This window comes from Mucilaginibacter flavus, assembly GCF_030409315.1.
Lineage (GTDB): Bacteria > Bacteroidota > Bacteroidia > Sphingobacteriales > Sphingobacteriaceae > Mucilaginibacter > Mucilaginibacter flavus.
In genome coordinates this window covers 1-18,349 of the sequence record NZ_JAUFPS010000027.1, presented here as the reverse complement: position 1 = coordinate 18,349, position 18,349 = coordinate 1, and the positions used below count along the sequence as shown (strand labels likewise).

The 18,349-nt window shown below is 43.4% G+C and carries 11 protein-coding genes; 6 read left to right on the top strand and 5 right to left on the bottom strand.

Annotated features, from left to right (window positions below):
* Positions 1 to 109 precede the first annotated feature (109 nt).
* Together glpK and QWZ17_RS11190 are read right to left on the bottom strand one after the other, a co-directional pair.
* Positions 110 to 1,612 carry a glycerol kinase GlpK gene (gene glpK / locus QWZ17_RS11195; protein WP_290305293.1) on the bottom strand — a complete coding sequence of 501 codons (1,503 nt, stop codon included), beginning with the start codon at positions 1,610 to 1,612 and terminating at the stop codon, positions 110 to 112.
* Between the two features lie 154 nt (positions 1,613 to 1,766).
* Positions 1,767 to 3,341, bottom strand: a complete 1,575-nt coding sequence (locus tag QWZ17_RS11190; RefSeq protein ID WP_290305292.1) for a glycerol-3-phosphate dehydrogenase/oxidase — start codon at positions 3,339 to 3,341, stop codon at positions 1,767 to 1,769.
* 125 nt (positions 3,342 to 3,466) lie between these two features.
* On the opposite strand from QWZ17_RS11190, the gene QWZ17_RS11185 reads away from it, so the two are divergent.
* Positions 3,467 to 4,234, top strand: a complete 768-nt coding sequence (locus QWZ17_RS11185) for a DeoR/GlpR family DNA-binding transcription regulator (RefSeq protein ID WP_290305291.1) — start codon at positions 3,467 to 3,469, stop codon at positions 4,232 to 4,234.
* Between the two features lie 16 nt (positions 4,235 to 4,250).
* Here the strand turns inward: QWZ17_RS11185 and QWZ17_RS11180 are convergent, their stop codons facing one another.
* The gene (locus tag QWZ17_RS11180) at positions 4,251 to 4,862 is read right to left on the bottom strand and encodes a hypothetical protein (protein ID WP_290305290.1); all 612 of its coding nucleotides are present in this window, start codon (positions 4,860 to 4,862) and stop codon (positions 4,251 to 4,253) included.
* A gap of 381 nt (positions 4,863 to 5,243) precedes the next feature.
* Complete coding sequence (locus tag QWZ17_RS11175; protein ID WP_290305289.1) at positions 5,244 to 7,913, bottom strand: DUF7133 domain-containing protein; 2,670 nt, start codon at positions 7,911 to 7,913, stop codon at positions 5,244 to 5,246.
* A 542-nt stretch (positions 7,914 to 8,455) separates the two neighbouring features.
* Here QWZ17_RS11175 and QWZ17_RS11170 point away from each other — a divergent pair.
* From QWZ17_RS11170 to QWZ17_RS11150, 5 genes are all read left to right on the top strand, one after another.
* Positions 8,456 to 11,422, top strand: coding sequence for a type I restriction endonuclease subunit R (locus QWZ17_RS11170; protein WP_290305288.1), 2,967 nt, complete (start codon positions 8,456 to 8,458; stop codon positions 11,420 to 11,422).
* On the top strand, positions 11,415 to 12,698 hold the full coding sequence (locus QWZ17_RS11165) for a restriction endonuclease subunit S (RefSeq protein ID WP_290305287.1): 1,284 nt from the start codon (positions 11,415 to 11,417) through the stop codon (positions 12,696 to 12,698). The genes QWZ17_RS11170 and QWZ17_RS11165 overlap by 8 nt, the downstream gene beginning before the upstream one ends.
* Positions 12,699 to 12,704: 6 nt before the next feature.
* Positions 12,705 to 13,826: an AAA family ATPase gene (locus tag QWZ17_RS11160; protein ID WP_290305286.1), complete on the top strand. Its 1,122-nt coding sequence runs from the start codon at positions 12,705 to 12,707 to the stop codon at positions 13,824 to 13,826.
* 10 nt (positions 13,827 to 13,836) lie between these two features.
* Positions 13,837 to 15,465: a type I restriction-modification system subunit M gene (locus QWZ17_RS11155; protein WP_290305285.1), complete on the top strand. Its 1,629-nt coding sequence runs from the start codon at positions 13,837 to 13,839 to the stop codon at positions 15,463 to 15,465.
* A gap of 78 nt (positions 15,466 to 15,543) precedes the next feature.
* Complete coding sequence (locus QWZ17_RS11150) at positions 15,544 to 16,560, top strand: virulence RhuM family protein (protein ID WP_290305284.1); 1,017 nt, start codon at positions 15,544 to 15,546, stop codon at positions 16,558 to 16,560.
* 576 nt (positions 16,561 to 17,136) lie between these two features.
* On the opposite strand, the gene QWZ17_RS11145 is transcribed toward QWZ17_RS11150, so the two are convergent.
* Positions 17,137 to 17,715: an ankyrin repeat domain-containing protein gene (locus QWZ17_RS11145; protein ID WP_290305283.1), complete on the bottom strand. Its 579-nt coding sequence runs from the start codon at positions 17,713 to 17,715 to the stop codon at positions 17,137 to 17,139.
* Positions 17,716 to 18,349 lie beyond the last annotated feature (634 nt).

Genomic DNA, 18,349 nt, shown 5'->3' with positions numbered 1-18,349 from the left:
CTATTTAAAAACAAAATAAAGGGGTACTATAAGTTGAAAAAACTGCACTATGAGAAACTTACGAAGTTTTAAAAACTGCGTAAGTTTGCGTCGAAAATGCTTTACGCTTTTAGCTTTCCCCATTATCTGCCCAATACCTCGCCGTATTTACAGCCCTTTTCCAACCCTCCATATCTGTTTTAATATCCTGTAAATTATCGGCAGGGGTAAACTCCTTTTCAGCTTGCCATAGTTGCTGAATTTCGGCTACATCTTTCCAGAAACCTACGGCTAATCCGGCCAGGTATGCCGCGCCTAAGGCCGTGGTTTCAACAACGTTTGGTCTGATTACCTTACAATTTAACACATCGGCCTGGTACTGCATCAACAGGTCGTTGGCTGTCGCGCCGCCATCTACCCGTAGTTGTTTGATGGGCATGCCCGCATCGGCCTCCATAGCTTTTAATACATCCATAGTTTGGTAGGCGATGGATGCCAGGGCGGCCCTTGCCAGGTGACCCGCTGTGGTACCACGGGTAAGTCCTACTATGGTTCCCCGTGCTTCCGGGTCCCAATAGGGAGCACCCAGGCCGGCGAAGGCGGGTACAAAATACACACCGTCGGTATCTTTAACGCTGGTGGCTAATCGCTCAACATCGGCCGATGTTTGGATAATGCCTAAACCATCGCGCAGCCATTGTACTACCGCGCCGCCGATGAAAATGCTACCTTCAAAGGCATATTGTACCTGCCCGTTAATTTTCCAGGCGATGGTAGTGAGCAGGTTATTTTTCGATTCAATAAATTCGGTGCCGATGTTCATCAGCATAAAACAGCCGGTACCATAGGTATTCTTAACCATGGCCTTGTCAATACACATTTGCCCAAACAAGGCGGCATGCTGATCGCCGGCTATGCCTGCAATGGGGATTTTGCTGGCAAATATGGTGGTAGTCGTTTGGCCATAAACCTCGCTGGATTGCTTTACCTCGGGCAGCATACTTTTGGGGATATCCAGCAGTTGCAGCAACTCATCATCCCATTGCTGGGTACGGATGTTGAACAACATGGTACGACTGGCATTGGTAACATCGGTAACATGCACTTCGCCGCGGGTAAACTTCCAAACCAGCCAGCTATCAACCGTGCCAAAGGCCAGTTTACCGGCCTCGGCTAAAGCCCGTGCCCCTTCTACATTATCCAGTATCCATTTTATTTTTGAACCCGAAAAGTAGGCATCTATCACTAAACCGGTTTTAGAGCGAATCATATCGGCATGCCCATCATGCTTTAATTGATCGCAATAAGCAGCGGTGCGCCTATCCTGCCAAACTATGGCGTTGTAAACAGCTTCGCCGGTTTCGCGGTTCCATACAATGGTGGTTTCACGCTGATTGGTAATACCTATAGCTTTAATGTTTTTACCATTGAGCCCAGCCTTAACCGTAGCTTCGGCGGCAACGCCAGCCTGGGTCGACCAGATTTCATTCGGATCGTGCTCCACCCAGCCCGGTTTGGGGAAATGCTGCTTAAATTCCTTTTGCGAAACCGCTTTAATTTGCCCGGCATGATCAAATATGATTGCCCGCGAACTGGTTGTGCCCTGGTCAAGAGCCAAAATGTATTGTTCCATTATTTAGGTTGGTTAGGTAAATAGTATCAAGTAGTTAGTATCAAGTATCAAGACCGCTGCATAGGCGGTTTAGTATAAGCGCCTTTTTGCAAGTCAATTCTTTGCCTCACCAGAAAATCTTGATACTTGATACTAACTACTTGATACTAATTGGTTATGCTAATATATAATTTGTTGCTACCTTATTAAAGGCGGCTACCTGTTCAGTTTGCCATTGGGCGTCTTTACCCAGTTCGCCGGCCATGAGGCGGGCAACTTCGGGGGCCATGGTTATAGCCAAACGTGCATTTAAAAACAGTACACGGGTGCGGCGGGCCAGTATATCTTCCACGGTACGCGCCATCTCGTTTCGTATAGCCCAAATTACCTCGCCTTTGGTGTATTCATCATCGGGATGCACCCGGTTTGCCCAATCGGCATGTTCATTTGCCAGGGCCAATACCTTGGAGATATCGGCACCGTAAACATACCAATGACTGCTCCTATCCGGATTAGGCTTGCTGCCATGTACCGGCAGGCTGGCGGTAATGCAAGGCTTTTTGGGCAATTTACCCACTTCAATGGCTTTGTTAACCGTATCCTCGCTCATTTTGCGGTAGGTAGTCCACTTGCCCCCGGTTATGGTAACCAGACCCGATGGCGATACAATAAGCTTATGACTGCGTGATATCTCCTTGGTTTTGGAGGATTCATCCTGCGGAGCGGCCAATGGTCTTAACCCAGCAAAAACGCTTAACACATCTTTACGGGTAGGTACCTTTTTCAGATACTTAGCGGCGGTACGTAAAATAAATTCTATTTCGGTATCAAGGGCTACCGGCTCCAGGCTATGCGAGTTAATGGGTGTATCGGTAGTGCCCACCAAAAGTTTATTGTGCCATGGTACTACAAACAGCACCCGCCCATCTTCGGTTTTAGGGATCATGATCGCGTCTTCGCCGGACATAAACTCCCGGTTTAGCACCAAGTGCACACCCTGACTTGGCTTTACCAAAGGCTTTTTATCGGGTACGTCCATTTTAAGCACGTCATCAACAAAAACTCCGGTAGCGTTAATAACCGTTTTGGCTTTCAAGTTATAACTCGTTCCTGTTTCGGCATCAACAGCCTTTACACCTGCAATTTTACCGGTGTCATCTTTTATCAGGCCGGTAACCGCAACATAATTTAAAACCGAGGCCCCTTGTTCCAACGCGGTTTGCGCCAGATTTATGGCCAGGCGCGAATCATCAAACTGCCCATCGTGATATACCACACCGCCATGAAGCCCCTTATCTTCAATCCCCGGCAGGCGCTGTATGATTTCTTTTTTGGAAATGTGCTTGGCCCTGCCAAAACCTAACTTGCCGGCCAGCAAATCATATATGGTTAAGCCAATGGTGTAAAACACACCATCAAACCAACTGTAATTAGGAATAATGAAACTTTCGTTTTTAACCAGGTGCGGGGCGTTTTTTAACAATAATCCGCGTTCGTGCAGGGCTTCGCGCACCAGGCCTATATCTCCCTGTGCCAGGTAGCGCACACCACCGTGTACCAGTTTGGTTGCCCGGCTGGATGTTCCTTTGGCAAAATCGGCCTGCTCCAATAGCAAAACCGATAAACCGCGCGAAGCGCCATCTACCGCCGTGCCCAGGCCCGTTGCCCCACCACCAATAATAATCATATCCCAAACTTTGCCGGTATCCTGTATCGATTGCAAAATTGATTCCCTGCCAAAAACACTCATTTCCTTATGTTATATTTCACTTACATTTCAAATATACAATATCGAAACTTAAAATAACAAATCGAAACTTACATTTTATTTCACATTTGCTTTATGATCGCTTTTTTGCTTAATTTGAGTTGTTTATGAATAAAAATACCGACAGGCATCAAATCATACTAAGGCAACTGGAAAACGACGGCTTTGTAAACGTGCAGGAGCTGGGCAGGCAGCTAAATGTTTCGGAAGTTACCATCCGTAAGGATCTGAAACTTTTGGAGGATAAAAAATTACTGTTCAGAACCCATGGCGGGGCTACCAAAAGCAACCCTTACACCAATGACCGCCCTGTAGCCGAAAAAGAAAAACTAAACGCCGCCGAAAAGCAGCAGATAGGCGCGGCGGCGGCGGCCCTCATCGGCAATAATGATTCTGTTATTATCGCCTCGGGTACTACCATGCTGGCCCTGGCACGGTCTATCAACCCCGGGAAGCATTTAACGGTGATCACATCGGCATTAAATGTAGCTATTGAGCTATCACAGCATCCTAATGTAGAGGTAGTGCAATTAGGCGGTCAGTTGCGCAACTCCTCATCATCGGTAGCGGGCTCCTATGCCGAACTGATGTTACAGGACATGGCATGCAGCATGCTTTTTTTAGGTGTGGATGGCATCGACCCCGAAATTGGCCTCACTACCACCAATTTAATGGAAGCCCGCTTAAACCAACAAATGATTAATGCTGCCCAAACCGTAGTGGTATTGGCCGATAGTACCAAATTTGGCAAACGCGGCCTCGGCAAAATTTGCCCGCTCGATCAGGTGCAACATATCATTACCGATAGTGGCATAAGCCCCGCCATGCTTAAAATGCTGCAGGAAAAAGGAATAGCTGTTACTCTTGTAAAGTAACAGCTATCGCGGCTATCTATCGCTTCAGTGAAATATGTTCATGCACCCATTTAGCTTCGTCTTCGGGGCTCACATTCGCTACGGTGCTATCTACCCTGCTAAAGGTGGCGTGCGCGAAATCATAAGGTTCACTATCGTCAAAAAAGGGGCCAACAACACCTAACATCCAACCGTTGTCTGCCGCCCAGTGAGGCGCGTTAACCCGGTATTTAAATACTTCATAGTGCACCTGGTTGCCCTCCGCATCAAAATCAAATGTTACCCGTTTGATATGCTCCATTTCATCGGGACAGGCATCAAGCTCTGTCGGAAATTCAAGCCAGGTAGCAAGGCTGCTTTCGGCACCCTTTACCAGCGTATAGTACGCTATCGGGAAAATGGCCAGTTTGTTGTGTTCTTTCAAAAGATGAAACACATCATACCGGGTAAGCATATTTTCTGCAAAGGGTAAAACATCATCTAATGACAATGCTTTATCCCCCATTAATTTATCATATAGCGGTTGAAGCCTCCGGTGTTTTACTTCGTCCAGTTTTTTCCTTTGTGCTTTCACCTTTAACAAACGGTAAGCTACAAATAATGCAAGGGCGCAAACAATTACGCCGATAACGATAAAAAATATATTCATTTCAACATCAATAAAAATGTAGCCTCGGTTATAGTTCTCTCAAAAACTGTTTAAAAATAAGAAAACAGGTTATTATCGCCATTGATAAGATTTTCCGCATCTGAAGGACAGCATTACGTGAACAACACGCAGACGACTCACCCCGACGAGGCTACGCCCGTCTGCCCCTCTCTCCGACTGCGTCGCATAGAGGGGCGAAAAAGTTTTTGTTTCTTCTAACCCTCTTTGCGGCTTGCCGGAGAGAGGGTGGTCCAGCGAAGCGTAGACCGGGTGAGTCGTTGCCAGCGTTCAAACGATTATACCATAGGTAGAAGGAACAATGAAGCAATAGCGATTTTTTTTGACCATAATATCTTTCCGGAATCGTTTTTAAACAGACCCTCAATTTTTCTGTTGCGACAAAAACGTAACCAGCGAAGCAAAATCATCATAAGATAAAGCATTGGCCATACCGGTTGGCATCATGGAGGTTTTAAGTTCCTTGCGCGAAATTACATCCGATGCCTTAATGGTAAACACATCGCCGGCAATATTGCGCAGCACTATTTTTTGTGCCGATTCTTCGGTTACGAAGCCCATGTAATTTTTGTTGTTTTTGGCGGTTATCATCACTGTGGCAAAACCCTGCGAAATAGACGCGCTTGGTTTAAGAATAGACTCGGCTATTTGCTGGCGCGTCATGATCGAACCTATCTGCCCCATAAAAGGGCCTTTTAGCTTTTCGCCACGCTTAATACTGTGGCAGGCTATACAGCCCTGCTGTGTAAAAAGCGTAGCCCCCTTAAACGGATCGCCTTTGATTTTGGCCAGCGCCAGCATAATATCTTCTATAGATGATTTACCTATCTGCCCTTTAGTGTTCCTTATCTTCTGCAAATCTATTTTAGCTTCCTTTGGTGCCGGTGCCACTTCCTGACCACCAAAAGCTTTTATATCCATTTGGTTGCGCGCATTCAATTCGCCAAAAAACGGTTTATTTGGTGCAGAGGCCTTATTGCGCAACCCGTTTAAAAAAGTAAATATCTGTGGCGACGATTCCCAAACCACCGCCTTATAATACGGCCCGTGCGAATCTGGCCGGGTGCTCCACCACCATGATCCATCGTACGGCGCTTCTTTTTTATACAGCCTGGCCAGCGTTATCACTATTTGCTTTTTAAGCTTTTCGGTTTTAGCCTGTGGGTATGCTTTAATCAGGCCGTTAACCGCTTCGGCATTATGCATATACCGCAGGGCCCACAGTGCCAGGGTGCTGTTTTTGGTGCCGATGGCATCAACGCAGGCATTTACCGCGTTTAAACTAAGCAAGGCGCGCACAGCAAGGTGTGGCAGTATAATAGCCGAATTTGGCGTAGCATGAGGCCCTTCAACATCTTTAGCAGGTGCAACAAATGATGGCGGTACGCTCGTTTCTAACAATGCCGGGGCGGCTTCAACCCTGCCTAACCTACCAAGCCCAATAATGGCGGCAGCCTGCACACGTGGCGAAGCATCTTTAAGCGCACTGATAAACGGATCAATAGGCACATTTGCCAGGTTTCCTTTTCTATCGGTTAAGGCGCGCAAAGCAAATTCTTTGAGGGCATTATCCTGGGCAAGCTGCACCAATGCGGTTACGCCGTTTGCGCCGGCTATTTGGGCATAGGTAAACAGGCCCGCTACCCTGGCATACAAGGGTAGCGCTGCATTTGAGGCTACCGCCAGCGTAGCCTTCGCGGCCTCATCTGCCGGGCGGGTTAATAACTCCTGCGATGCATATAACCGCGCCACCGCGCTTGGTGTGCTTAGCAGGTTTGCCAATTCGGTAACCGTTGCGGCCGCAAGGTTGGGGAAGGGCTTATACGTCCACCCCGTAGGTACGGCCCGCACCACGTAGCCTTTTGCATCGCTGCCAGAATACCCTGCACCATCCCAGGCCGACATATACAAACGGCCCGAACCATCCACATCCAGATCGGTAATTTGCGGCAGCTCAATAAAACCTTCCTGCTGCTGTTTAAAGCTGGCACCATCGGGCGTAATGCGATGGATGTACAGTTCATTGCGGCCCCAGTCGGCCATCATGGGTACGTGATTGTATTTTTCGGGCCAGGTAGCCTCGTCCATAAACAAAGCACCGGTGCCGGAGCCGCCGCCAAGATCGGCCAGGGCGGGCATTATCTCATCCGTAAAATGCTGAAACAGCACCGGGTAGCCATACTCTGCCGACTGTAAATGGTGCGAAAACCTGATGTTCCAGCCCCCGCCGTCATTGGTATTATCCCGGGTAAAAATATTCATATACGGGTCAATAGCCACATCGTAAATATTACGGGTACCGTGCGAGTATATTTCCATTTCGGTACCATCGGGCCTTACCCGCACAATGCCGCCACCAAGCATGGTCAGCTTTTTGCCCGACCGGTCTACCGCGTCATGAAAGCCAAAATCGCCCACGGCAATGTAAATCCAGCCATCAATCCCCAGGCGGATGCCGTTGGTAGCATGGTCGGTACCGCGCTCGGCCAGCATATTGGGGTTACTCAGATGTTCAATAACCGGTTGGGCCGGGCCATCAGCAATGCCATCATGGTCCTTATCTTCAAAAACAACCAGGTCCATACCCGTTGCCTTTTGTGTTTGGGCCGAAAAAATGGTGTGCAGCACATACACCTTATCGCCCAAAACAAAAATCCCCCTTGGGTTATCCACACGGGCAAACTCGGTATGCCCGTCAATTACGCCATCATTATCCTTATCCACCAACCTTAAAATGCGCCCCTTCCCCGGCGCTTTACCCAACGAGCCCATCATATCCACACCAACATAAACCTCGCCCGTGGGCGCGGCAGCCAAACAAGCCGGACTGGGCGTTAATTCGGGCCCGGCAAAGCGGGTAACCGTTAAACCATCGGGCCACGCCCCCGTTTTGGGTTTAGGTGCCCGGGCATCCCGCAAAACCGAATCGGCAGCAACAGCACCGGCATGGGTGTTTAAATGAGGAACGTTAACATAGCTAACCGCTCCAGGCAAAGCAATAGCAAAAAGCAGGGTGAAAGAAAATTTAAGCATTGGTTGATAAAGGTTAAATTGAAAAGAGCGACAATATAAAACTTATCCCTTAACCAACCACATAGCCCGCAAAAAAGAATCTCCTGGTTGTTAAATTGTTACAGTAGCAGCCAACAACAATTAAAGCGAAATATTAAAGGGCAATCAAAATACCATTCCCCCCTACTACATATATACCGCAAAACAGCTGTCCGGCAATCCCGAACAATTCCACCATACTCCCCCAACAAGCAAAGTTTTTTGAATTTTTACTTTTGAATTTTGAATTTACAATGGCGTTCCCTGCGGGCCGTGCTGTACGTTCATACGCGCACAAGGCATTAGGCGCGGGCCGGTATCCACTTCCATCACTAACGCGGGGGAGGATCAAATAATTACCTTTCAAAGCACCCTCCAAACAATTTTGTTGCAACACAACTCACTATTTATGCATATATTGTTTTTGATATAATACATCTAAATAAATTACCTTCGCACCTTGTTATAAACACAAAAACCGATTGAGAAACGTTAATCTGAAGGTTCATTGAAGCAAGATTTAAATGAGTAAAGAAAATTTAATTGAACAAGATCTGATCAACCAGTTAACTGATCTGAAATATATCCATCGACCTGATATCGTCGACAGGAAAACGCTTGAACAAAATTTCAAATCAAAATTTGAATCACTTAATCGTGTGCGGTTATCAGATAGCGAATTTTTGCGGATAAGGGAAGATATTATTAATCCCGATGCTTTTGCCGCCTCCAAGCTTTTACGCGAAAGGCAATACTTTCAGCGTGAAGATGGTACGCCATTGTATTACACGTTGGTAAATATTAAAGAATGGTGCAAAAACGATTTTGAGGTCATCAGCCAGTTGCGTATCAATACCGAAAATAGCCTGCACCGATACGATATCATTTTATTGATCAATGGCTTACCCGTTGTTCAGATTGAATTAAAGAAACTGGACATTTCGCCACGAAAAGCCATGCAGCAAATTGTGGATTATAAAAATGAACCTGGTAACGGGTACGGTAATTCATTGATGTGTTTTATGCAATTGTTTATTGTAAGCAACCGCAGTAACACCTATTATTTCGCCAATAACAAAAACCAGCATTTTCAATTCAACGCCGACGAGCAATTTTTGCCCATTTACCAATTAGCCGACGAAAAGAACAATAAAATAACACACCTTAAATCATTTGCCGATAAATTTTTAACCAAGTGCACGCTTGGCGAAATGATAAGCAAATACATGGTATTGGTAGAGAGTGAACAAAAACTATTGGTGATGCGGCCGTACCAAATCTATGCGGTGAAGGCCATTGTAGATTGTATCCATCAAAACAGGGGTAATGGCTATATTTGGCACACCACCGGGAGTGGTAAAACATTAACCTCGTTTAAAGCATCCACGCTGTTAAAAGATAATCCCGACATTGAAAAATGTTTGTTTGTAGTCGACCGTAAAGACCTTGACCGGCAAACCCGCGAGGAGTTTAACAAATTCCAGGAAGGCAGTGTAGAAGAAAATACCAATACCGAAACTTTTGTAAGACGACTGCTCTCTACAGACTATGCCGATAAGGTGATTGTAACCACTATTCAAAAATTAGGATTGGCGCTTGACGATAACAACAAACGAAACTATAAAGAACGCCTGGCACCATTGAGTAATAAACGCGTTGTTTTCATTTTTGACGAATGCCACCGCTCGCAGTTTGGCGAGAATCATAAGGTTATAAAAGAGTTTTTTCCAAACGCCCAGCTATTTGGCTTTACCGGCACGCCTATTTTTGACGACAACGCCACTTACAAAACAAGAGAAGATCAATACGAAACTTACAAAACCACCGAAGCGATATTTGAAAAACAGTTGCATGCCTATACCATTACCCATGCTATAGAAGATAAAAACGTGCTGCGTTTTCATGTAGACTATTTTAAAGGTAAAGGCGATCAGCATTCAAAGCCAGGTGAGGCCATTGCGCAACAGGCCGTGGTAGATGCTATTATAAATAAGCATGCCGCCGCCACAAACCAGCGTAAGTTTAATGCTGTACTGGCTACCGCGTCTATTAATGATGCCATTGCCTATTATCGCCTCTTTAAGGATGTTCAGCAACACAAAAAATCCGAAAGTGAGGACTATGCTCCGCTCAATATCGCTTGTGTGTTTTCGCCGCCGGCCGATGGCAACAAAGATATCCAGCAGATACAGGAAGATTTAATACAGGAAAAAGAAGACAACAAACAAAATCCCGAGGAAAAGAAAAAGGCTTTAACAGAAATTGTTGCCGATTATAATAAGCAGTACGGATCAAATCATTCCATTAATGAATTTGATTTGTATTACCAGGATGTGCAAAGGCGCATCAAGGATCAAAAATATAGCAATAAAGATTATCCGCATAAAAACAAGATTGATATAACCATTGTGGTGGATATGCTGCTTACCGGTTTTGATTCCAAATTTTTGAATACGCTTTACGTAGATAAAAACCTGAAATACCATGGCTTGATACAGGCATTTTCGCGTACTAACCGGGTATTGAATGATACCAAGCCTTACGGAAATATACTTGATTTCCGCTCGCAGCGTGACGCGGTAAACCAGGCAATAACCTTATTTTCAGGCGAAGACAGTGGCAAAGCCAAAGAGATCTGGATGGTTGACCCCGCGCCGGTGGTGATAGACAATTATCAAAAAGCGGTAGATGCCTTAGGAGCATTTATGCACGAGTATAACCTATTAAAGGAGCCCGAAGCGGTGTATAACCTGCGGGGTAATGCCGCTAAGATTGCGTTTGTAAAAAACTTTAAGGAAGTACAAAAGCTAAAAACACAGTTAGATCAATACACCGATTTAAACGAAGAGCAAAAGGCTACCATTGAATCCATATTGCCGAAGGATACGCTGCAGGAATTCAGAAGTTCGTACCTGGAAACAGCCCGGCAGTTTAGGGAAATACAACAAAAAGAAGGCGAAAATGCGCCACTCGAAGTACAACAGCTCGATTTTGAATTTGTTCTTTTTGCATCGGCAGTTATTGATTATGATTATATCATGAACCTGATTGCCGAGAATACGCAGAAAAAACCTGCCAAACAAAAAATGAGCAAGGCACAGGTGATAAGCCTGCTTAAATCTAACTCGAACCTGATGGACGAGGAGGCTGATTTAACAGAATACATTAACGGGCTTGACTGGAACAGCGGGCAGGACGTAAACACCCTGCGCCAGGGTTACGAAACATTTAAGGTAGAGAAATACAATAAAGAACTGGCCGATTTAGCCAACAAGCAAGGTTTACAAACCGCGGCGTTAAAAGCTTTTGTAGAAAAAATAGTGAGCAGGATGATATTTGACGGCGAAAACCTGACCGACCTGCTGGAACCTTTAGAATTAAGCTGGAAAGAACGCCGGGTGAAAGAATTAGCCTTAATGGAAGATTTGGTCCCCGTATTAAAAAAATTAGCCGAAGGGCGTGAGATATCAGGATTGGCGGCTTATGAATAGTAATGAGAAATTAGTACCGGAGTTGCGATTTCCAAAGTTTGAAAATGGAGTGGGATGGAACAAAAAAAAATTGATGGATATCGGTGAAATAGTCACTGGCAAAACACCTGATACCCAAGATATGAGTTTATGGGGTGGCGATGTGTTATTTATTACTCCAACCGATATAAAAGATATTAATAAATACCAAGATGATTCTGAACGGACTATTGTCAAACAAAAAAGCACGACGTTACTACCAGCCGGCAGTATTGTTTACACTTGTATTGCCTCAATCGGTAAAATTGCGTTAACAAAAAAAGAAAGTGTAACCAATCAACAAATAAACTCACTAATAGTAAATGATTTGTTTATCAATGAGTTTATTTTTTATGCACTGGTATATGCAACGCCTTACATTAAATCTTTAACAGCATCGTCGACTATTCCCATTATTAATAAATCTGAATTCTCGGGAATTTGCATCCCTATTCCTTTAGATGTAGAAGAACAACAAAAAATCGCATCGTGCCTTTCATCTTTAGATGATTTAATAACTGGTCATATTGATAAGCTCAAAACATTAAAAGAGCATAAAAAAGGCTTGATGCAAGATCTTTTTCCGAAGGAGAGAAAAAAAAAACCGAAGTATAGATTCCCGGAGTTTGAGAGTGATGAGGAATGGATTCAGGTAAATCTAATTGATGTTGTAGATAAAAAAGTCAAATGGGGTTTTACAGGTGGTCCCTTTGGATCTAACTTAAAGGCGAGCGATTATGATAGTAACGGCATAAGAATAATTCAGTTGCAAAATATAGGTGACGGTGAGTTTAAAGACGATTATAAAATCTATACATCGATCGAAAAAGCTGACGAATTGTTGAGTTGCAATATTTATTCAGGAGACATCATACTATCAAAGATGGGCGATCCTGTTGGAAGGGCATGTATGATTCCGGAAAAATTAAAAAGATGTTTGATGGCTTCTGATGGCATACGACTCGTTGTTGATGAAAAAAAACATTCCAAATACTTTGTTTACTCGTTAATAAATTCAAAAACTGTAAGAGCAGACATTGAAAGAAAGGCCACAGGCTCTACGCGTAAACGAATCGGCTTAGATGAATTAAAGCAAATTTTATTGTTAATACCGAAAAACATCAATGAGCAAAGAAAAATTGCCGCTTGTCTGTCAGCGTTAGATGATATGATAATAGAAGAAGCACAGATGATAGAAAAACTGCAATTGCATAAAAAAGGATTAACGCAGGGATTATTTCCTAATAATGCAGAATAACGAGCCATGAGTGATAAAAAAAAGCTATACAAATACAAAACGTTGAAAAACGTAGCGGTGAGATTGAGAGACGATCTGAACGACCATCACTTTGTATTGCTGTTTGCTTATAACGGTACGGGCAAAACCCGGCTCTCGATGGAGTTTAAAGACATTAGCAAAAAACGAAAAAAAGAGCCTGCAACAGATACCTTGTATTACAATGCGTATACCGAAGACCTTTTTCATTGGAACAACGATTTGGAGAATGATACCGAACGACACCTGATCATTAATAAAGATTCAAAATTTTTTGCTGGCTTTAAAGAATTAGCTTTGGATGAAAGCATTTTTAAATTCCTGGAGCGATATGCTGATTTTAATTTTGATATCAATTACGAGGATTGGAATATCACCTTTAAAAAACAGGTAAGGAATCCAAAATTCAGACCTGAAAGTGACGAACCGGAATATATATTACAGGAAAACATTAAGGTATCCAGGGGAGAAGAGAACATCTTTATCTGGTGCATTTTTTTGGCCATATGCCAGTTAGCTATTGATGGCGACCAATCGTACGCCTGGGTAAAAAATATTTATATCGATGATCCCATTTCTTCGTTGGATGATAATAATGCTATTGCCGTTGCAAGTGATTTGGCGCAACTGCTAAAAAGAGGAAAAGATAAAGTAGGTGTTGTGATATCATCGCATCACGCATTATTTTTTAATGTGATGTACAACGAGTTAAGAAGTATTGAACATAAAAGTCATTTTTTGCACAAAACCGGCAACGAAGGTTACATTTTGCAGGCCACTGATGATACGCCTTTTTTCCATCATGTAGCCTTGTTAACCGAATTAAAAAAGGCATCAGATACCGACAAGGTTAATACCTACCACTTTAATATGCTGCGAAGCGTATTAGAAAAAACTTCTACATTTTTTGGCTATGATGAATTTTCCAAATGCATTTACGGTGTGGAAGACGAGGTGCTTTTTTCACGAGCTTTGAATTTGCTGAGCCATGGTAAATATTCCGTTTATCAGCCGCAGGAAATGAATTTAGATAATAAAGACTTATTCAGAAAAATATTGGACGCGTTTTTGGCCAGGCACCAATTTCAATTGCCCGAAATATTTGCTTAAAGAAATATAAATGACACAAAAAGAACAACAGCAACTGGGCAAAACCCTGTGGGATATAGCAGATCATTTACGTGGAGCTATGAACGCCGACGACTTTCGCGATTACATGCTTTCGTTTTTGTTTTTGCGTTATCTATCTGCCAATTACGAAGAGGCTGCCAAAAAAGAATTGGGCAGGGATTACCCCGATGATACGCCACCAGATGTAATGGATACACTAAAGGTGAAAACCCCTTTAGAAATATGGTACAAAGAAAACCCGGACGATATTGCCGACTTCGAAAAGCAAATGCGCAGAAAGGTGCATTATGTTATTCAGCCTAAATTTTTGTGGAATAACATAACCGAATTAGCCCGCACGCAGGATGGCGAGTTGCTCCAGACTTTAGATAAGGGCTTTGAATATATCGAGAACGAATCATTCGATAATTCGTTCCAAGGCTTATTTTCAGAGATCAACCTAAATTCTGAAAAGCTTGGCAAAACCGCTACCGACCGTAATAAAAAGCTATGTAGTATTATTCAACGCATAGCCGATGGCATCGCTAATTTTTCGACCGATACGGATACGCTTGGCGATGCCTACGAATACCTGATCGGTCAGTTTGCAGCAGGATCAGGCAAAAAAGCCGGCGAATTTTATACGCCACAACAAATTTCCACCATCCTTTCAGAAATTGTTACTTTAGACGGGCAAGATCCATCTACCGGCAAAAAAAGCAAGCTGGATAAGGTGCTGGATTTCGCCTGTGGTTCGGGTTCTTTATTATTGAACGTACGGAAACGTATTAAAGATAATGGCGGAAGCATTGGAAAAATTTACGGGCAGGAAAAAAACATTACTACCTACAACCTGGCCCGGATGAATATGCTGTTACACGGCATGAAAGACACCGAATTTGAGATTTTTCACGGGGATACCCTGCTTAACCAATGGGACGAGCTAAATGAGATGAACCCTGCGAAAAAAATCGAATTTGATGCCATAGTGGCCAATCCGCCCTTTAGTTTGCGCTGGGAGCCTAACGATACCCTGGCAGAAGATTTTCGTTTTAAAAGCTATGGGTTAGCTCCAAAGTCGGCTGCCGATTTTGCTTTCTTGCTCCATGGTTTTCATTTCCTTGGTAGTGAAGGCACGATGGCAATTATTCTGCCCCATGGCGTATTGTTTCGTGGCGGCGCGGAAGAACGTATCCGCACCAAACTTTTAAAGGACAACCATATTGATACGGTTATTGGTTTGCCAGCCAATTTGTTTTACTCCACAGGCATCCCGGTTTGTATTTTGGTGTTAAAAAAATGCAAAAAGGATGATGATGTTTTGTTTATAAATGCCGTTGATCACTACGATAAAGGTAAGAGACAAAATACACTGGACGAAAGACATAGAAATGAGATTGTTCAAACCTATCAATTCAGGAGGGAAACAGAACGCTATTCCCGCAAAGTTTCGATGGACGAAATTGAGCAAAATGGTTACAATCTTAATATTTCAAGATATGTGAGTACGGCCAAAGAAGATGTTAGTATCAACTTAGAAGAAGTAAATATCAAACTTACCGCTATAAACGAGCGCATTAAAACTGCAACGGATACACATAATGAGTTTTTGAAGGAGTTGGGATTAAAAACGATATAAAACGTCAGCGACATTCACCTCATTAGTATTTGCGTAGCAAACTTAACTGCGCAAGAAATTTGATAAACAAGCGATAATATGAATGATACTCCTCCATTTAATGACATAATTTTTTACAACACCCCTGCGGGCAAAGTAAAAATTGAAGTAATTTTTAATGAGGAAACATTTTGGCTAACCCAAAAACGCATGGCAGAACTTTTTGGGGTGGAAGTTCCGGCTATTAGTAAACATTTAGCTAATATTTTTGATACGGGCGAATTGGTAAAAGAAGCAACTGTTTCCATTTTGGAAACAGTTCAAAAAGAAGGAGGCAAAAGTGTTAAGCGAAAATTGGAATTTTATAACCTTGATGCTATCATAGCAGTTGGTTACCGGGTAAACAGCTATCAAGCAACACAGTTCCGCGTATGGGCAACTAAAACGCTAAGAGAATATATTATTAAGGGCTTTGTTTTAGACGATGAGCGCTTAAAGCAAGGCAAGCGTTTTAACAAAGATTATTTTGACGAGCTTTTAGACCGCATTAGGGAAATTCGCGCCAGCGAAAGGCGCTTTTACCTTAAAATAACTGATATATATGAACAATGCAGTATTGATTATAACAAGGATACTGATATAACCCAAAAGTTTTTTAAAACTGTTCAAAACAAGCTTCATTTTGCTATATCAGGTAAAACCGCCGCACAAATTATTGCAGAGCGGGCGAGCGCTGAAAAGCCTAATATGGGTTTGCAAACTTTTAAAAATGCTCCTGGCGGAAAAGTATTAAAAGGAGATATAGGAGTAGCCAAAAACTACCTGATAGAAAAGGAAATTAAAGAATTGGAAAGGGTAGTTACCATGTATCTTGATTTTGCAGAATTACAGGCATCCCGGCAAATACCGATGAAGATGGGCGATTGGGTAAGTCGTTTAGATGCATTTCTGCAATTTAATGAATACCAGTTATTAAAAGATGCCGGGAAAGTAAGCCATGAAGTAGCTATGAATTTAGCAGAAAAGGAATACGATAAATTCAGGGTAATACAGGATCAAAACTTTGAAAGTGATTTTGACAAAGAAATCAAAAAAATAAAATCTAAGAAAGGTTAACATACATATCCACAAACCGGTAAAATCAATGCACCATATTTATAGTCGGCGTAAGCTTAGCTGGATTTAATTGAATTTAGAGGTTAATGCTCACCGATAACCTGCCGGCATCAACAACGAACACGCTGAACACGTGCGTTAGCAATTCAGGATTTAGCATATTTCGATACCACAAGGTTCATCTCCCCTCGCAGCTTCGCGTTAGGGATTGAAATGGATACCGGCCAAAGCGCGTAAGGCCTGCAGGCGTATGAATGTAAAGCCCGGCCCGCAGGGAACGCCATAATGGGGAGTAAAGAGCAAGGACTTTGGGACTGTAGGACTTGGAGACAATTGGCGTAAGCGGGAGTTGAAATAAGAGAACAAAATTTCGACTTAAACGAGATTCACCATGCGATTGCCCACCCCTACTTCCGGACTTTACCGACTTCCCGGACTTTCGGACTAAACAAAAAAGCTTAAAAACAAAAAGGCCTTAAAAGGGATGGGGATTAACCCGTCGCGCTTTTAAGGGCTTTTGGTTTTGGGGGATAATTTCGGTTGATAGCCGGGGGAGTGGCTATTTGTGGTCAACCATTAGTAAGGTACGTAAGCGCCGGCAGTAGTGGTGCGCACAGCGGCAGTTACGGTGTATGTATTGTTAAGCAGGGCAAGCAAATCGGCATTGTTTTGGTTTTGGGCGTAGTCGGCCGCGGTTTTGTGCTGTTTGTCTTTAATTTTGGTGCTGGCACCATGTTCAAGCAGGCTTTTTACAATGCTGGTGTTACCGGCGTTTACGGCGGTAATAAGCGCGGTTGCGCCCTGGCTGTTCCGTGTGTTAAGGTTAGGGTAGTAGGTAAGTAACATGTTTGCCATGGTGGCGTTGTTTTGGCTTGCAGCAAGCATTATGGCAGTGTTGCCATCGCGGTCTTTAGCGTCAACATTTAAAGTTTGTTGCAAAAGCATGCATACAGGCCTGTCTTGTTTGCTGCGGATGGCGGCTAATAGTGGGGTATCGCCGTTTTGATCTTTAGCGGTAAGATCGGCCCCGTGGTTTAATAAAAATCTCACGCCGGGGATGTCGTTAGTTTGAATGGCCGTGAAAATGTTTTGGGCAAAAATGGGGGAAGCGCTTGCAAGTAGCAGGCATAAAATGGCAATTTTTTTTGTCATCATATCAGTCAGTTAAAGAGTTATGGCTTTCGCCGTTTAAGTTAGTTACAACAATGTACGGCAAAGATAAACCCACTGGTTTTATGTTTTCAAGCCCTTCGATGGGCCGAAAGTGTAAGGAGTACACCTGGGTTTTCTTATAATTTAAATTTCAATTAACCCAAAAAATAAGTCAGTGAACAAAATGAACGGAAAAATATTAAACGTTTTAGATGTTACAACCCTTAGCTATAGGCACTTAATTATTAGTTTATGCCCATAGTAGTGCGTTTTTCTGATAATATTTTAACAGATGACATTTAAATGACAAAAAGAAGCAATTTCAGACAAACTTTATTATCGCTAAGTACGTAGCTGCTGGATTTTTAGTTCACGGTTGGCAGTTGGCAATTGGCATTGATGAAGAAGTTTGCGGTTTGCAGTTTTCAGGAGAAGAGGCAGTTAACAGTATTCAGTTGGGCAGTTGGCGGATTGCAAGGCTCAGTTCCCAGCCATAGCCGGCGTTCCCCTGTGAACCAGTGAGCGAAGGAATTAAGGAATAGGTTATTAACGCAAAAAGCCCTCATCGATCTGATGAAGGCTTAAGCGATAAGATTTGGCACCGACCTACTCTCCCACGTTTTACCGCAGTACCATC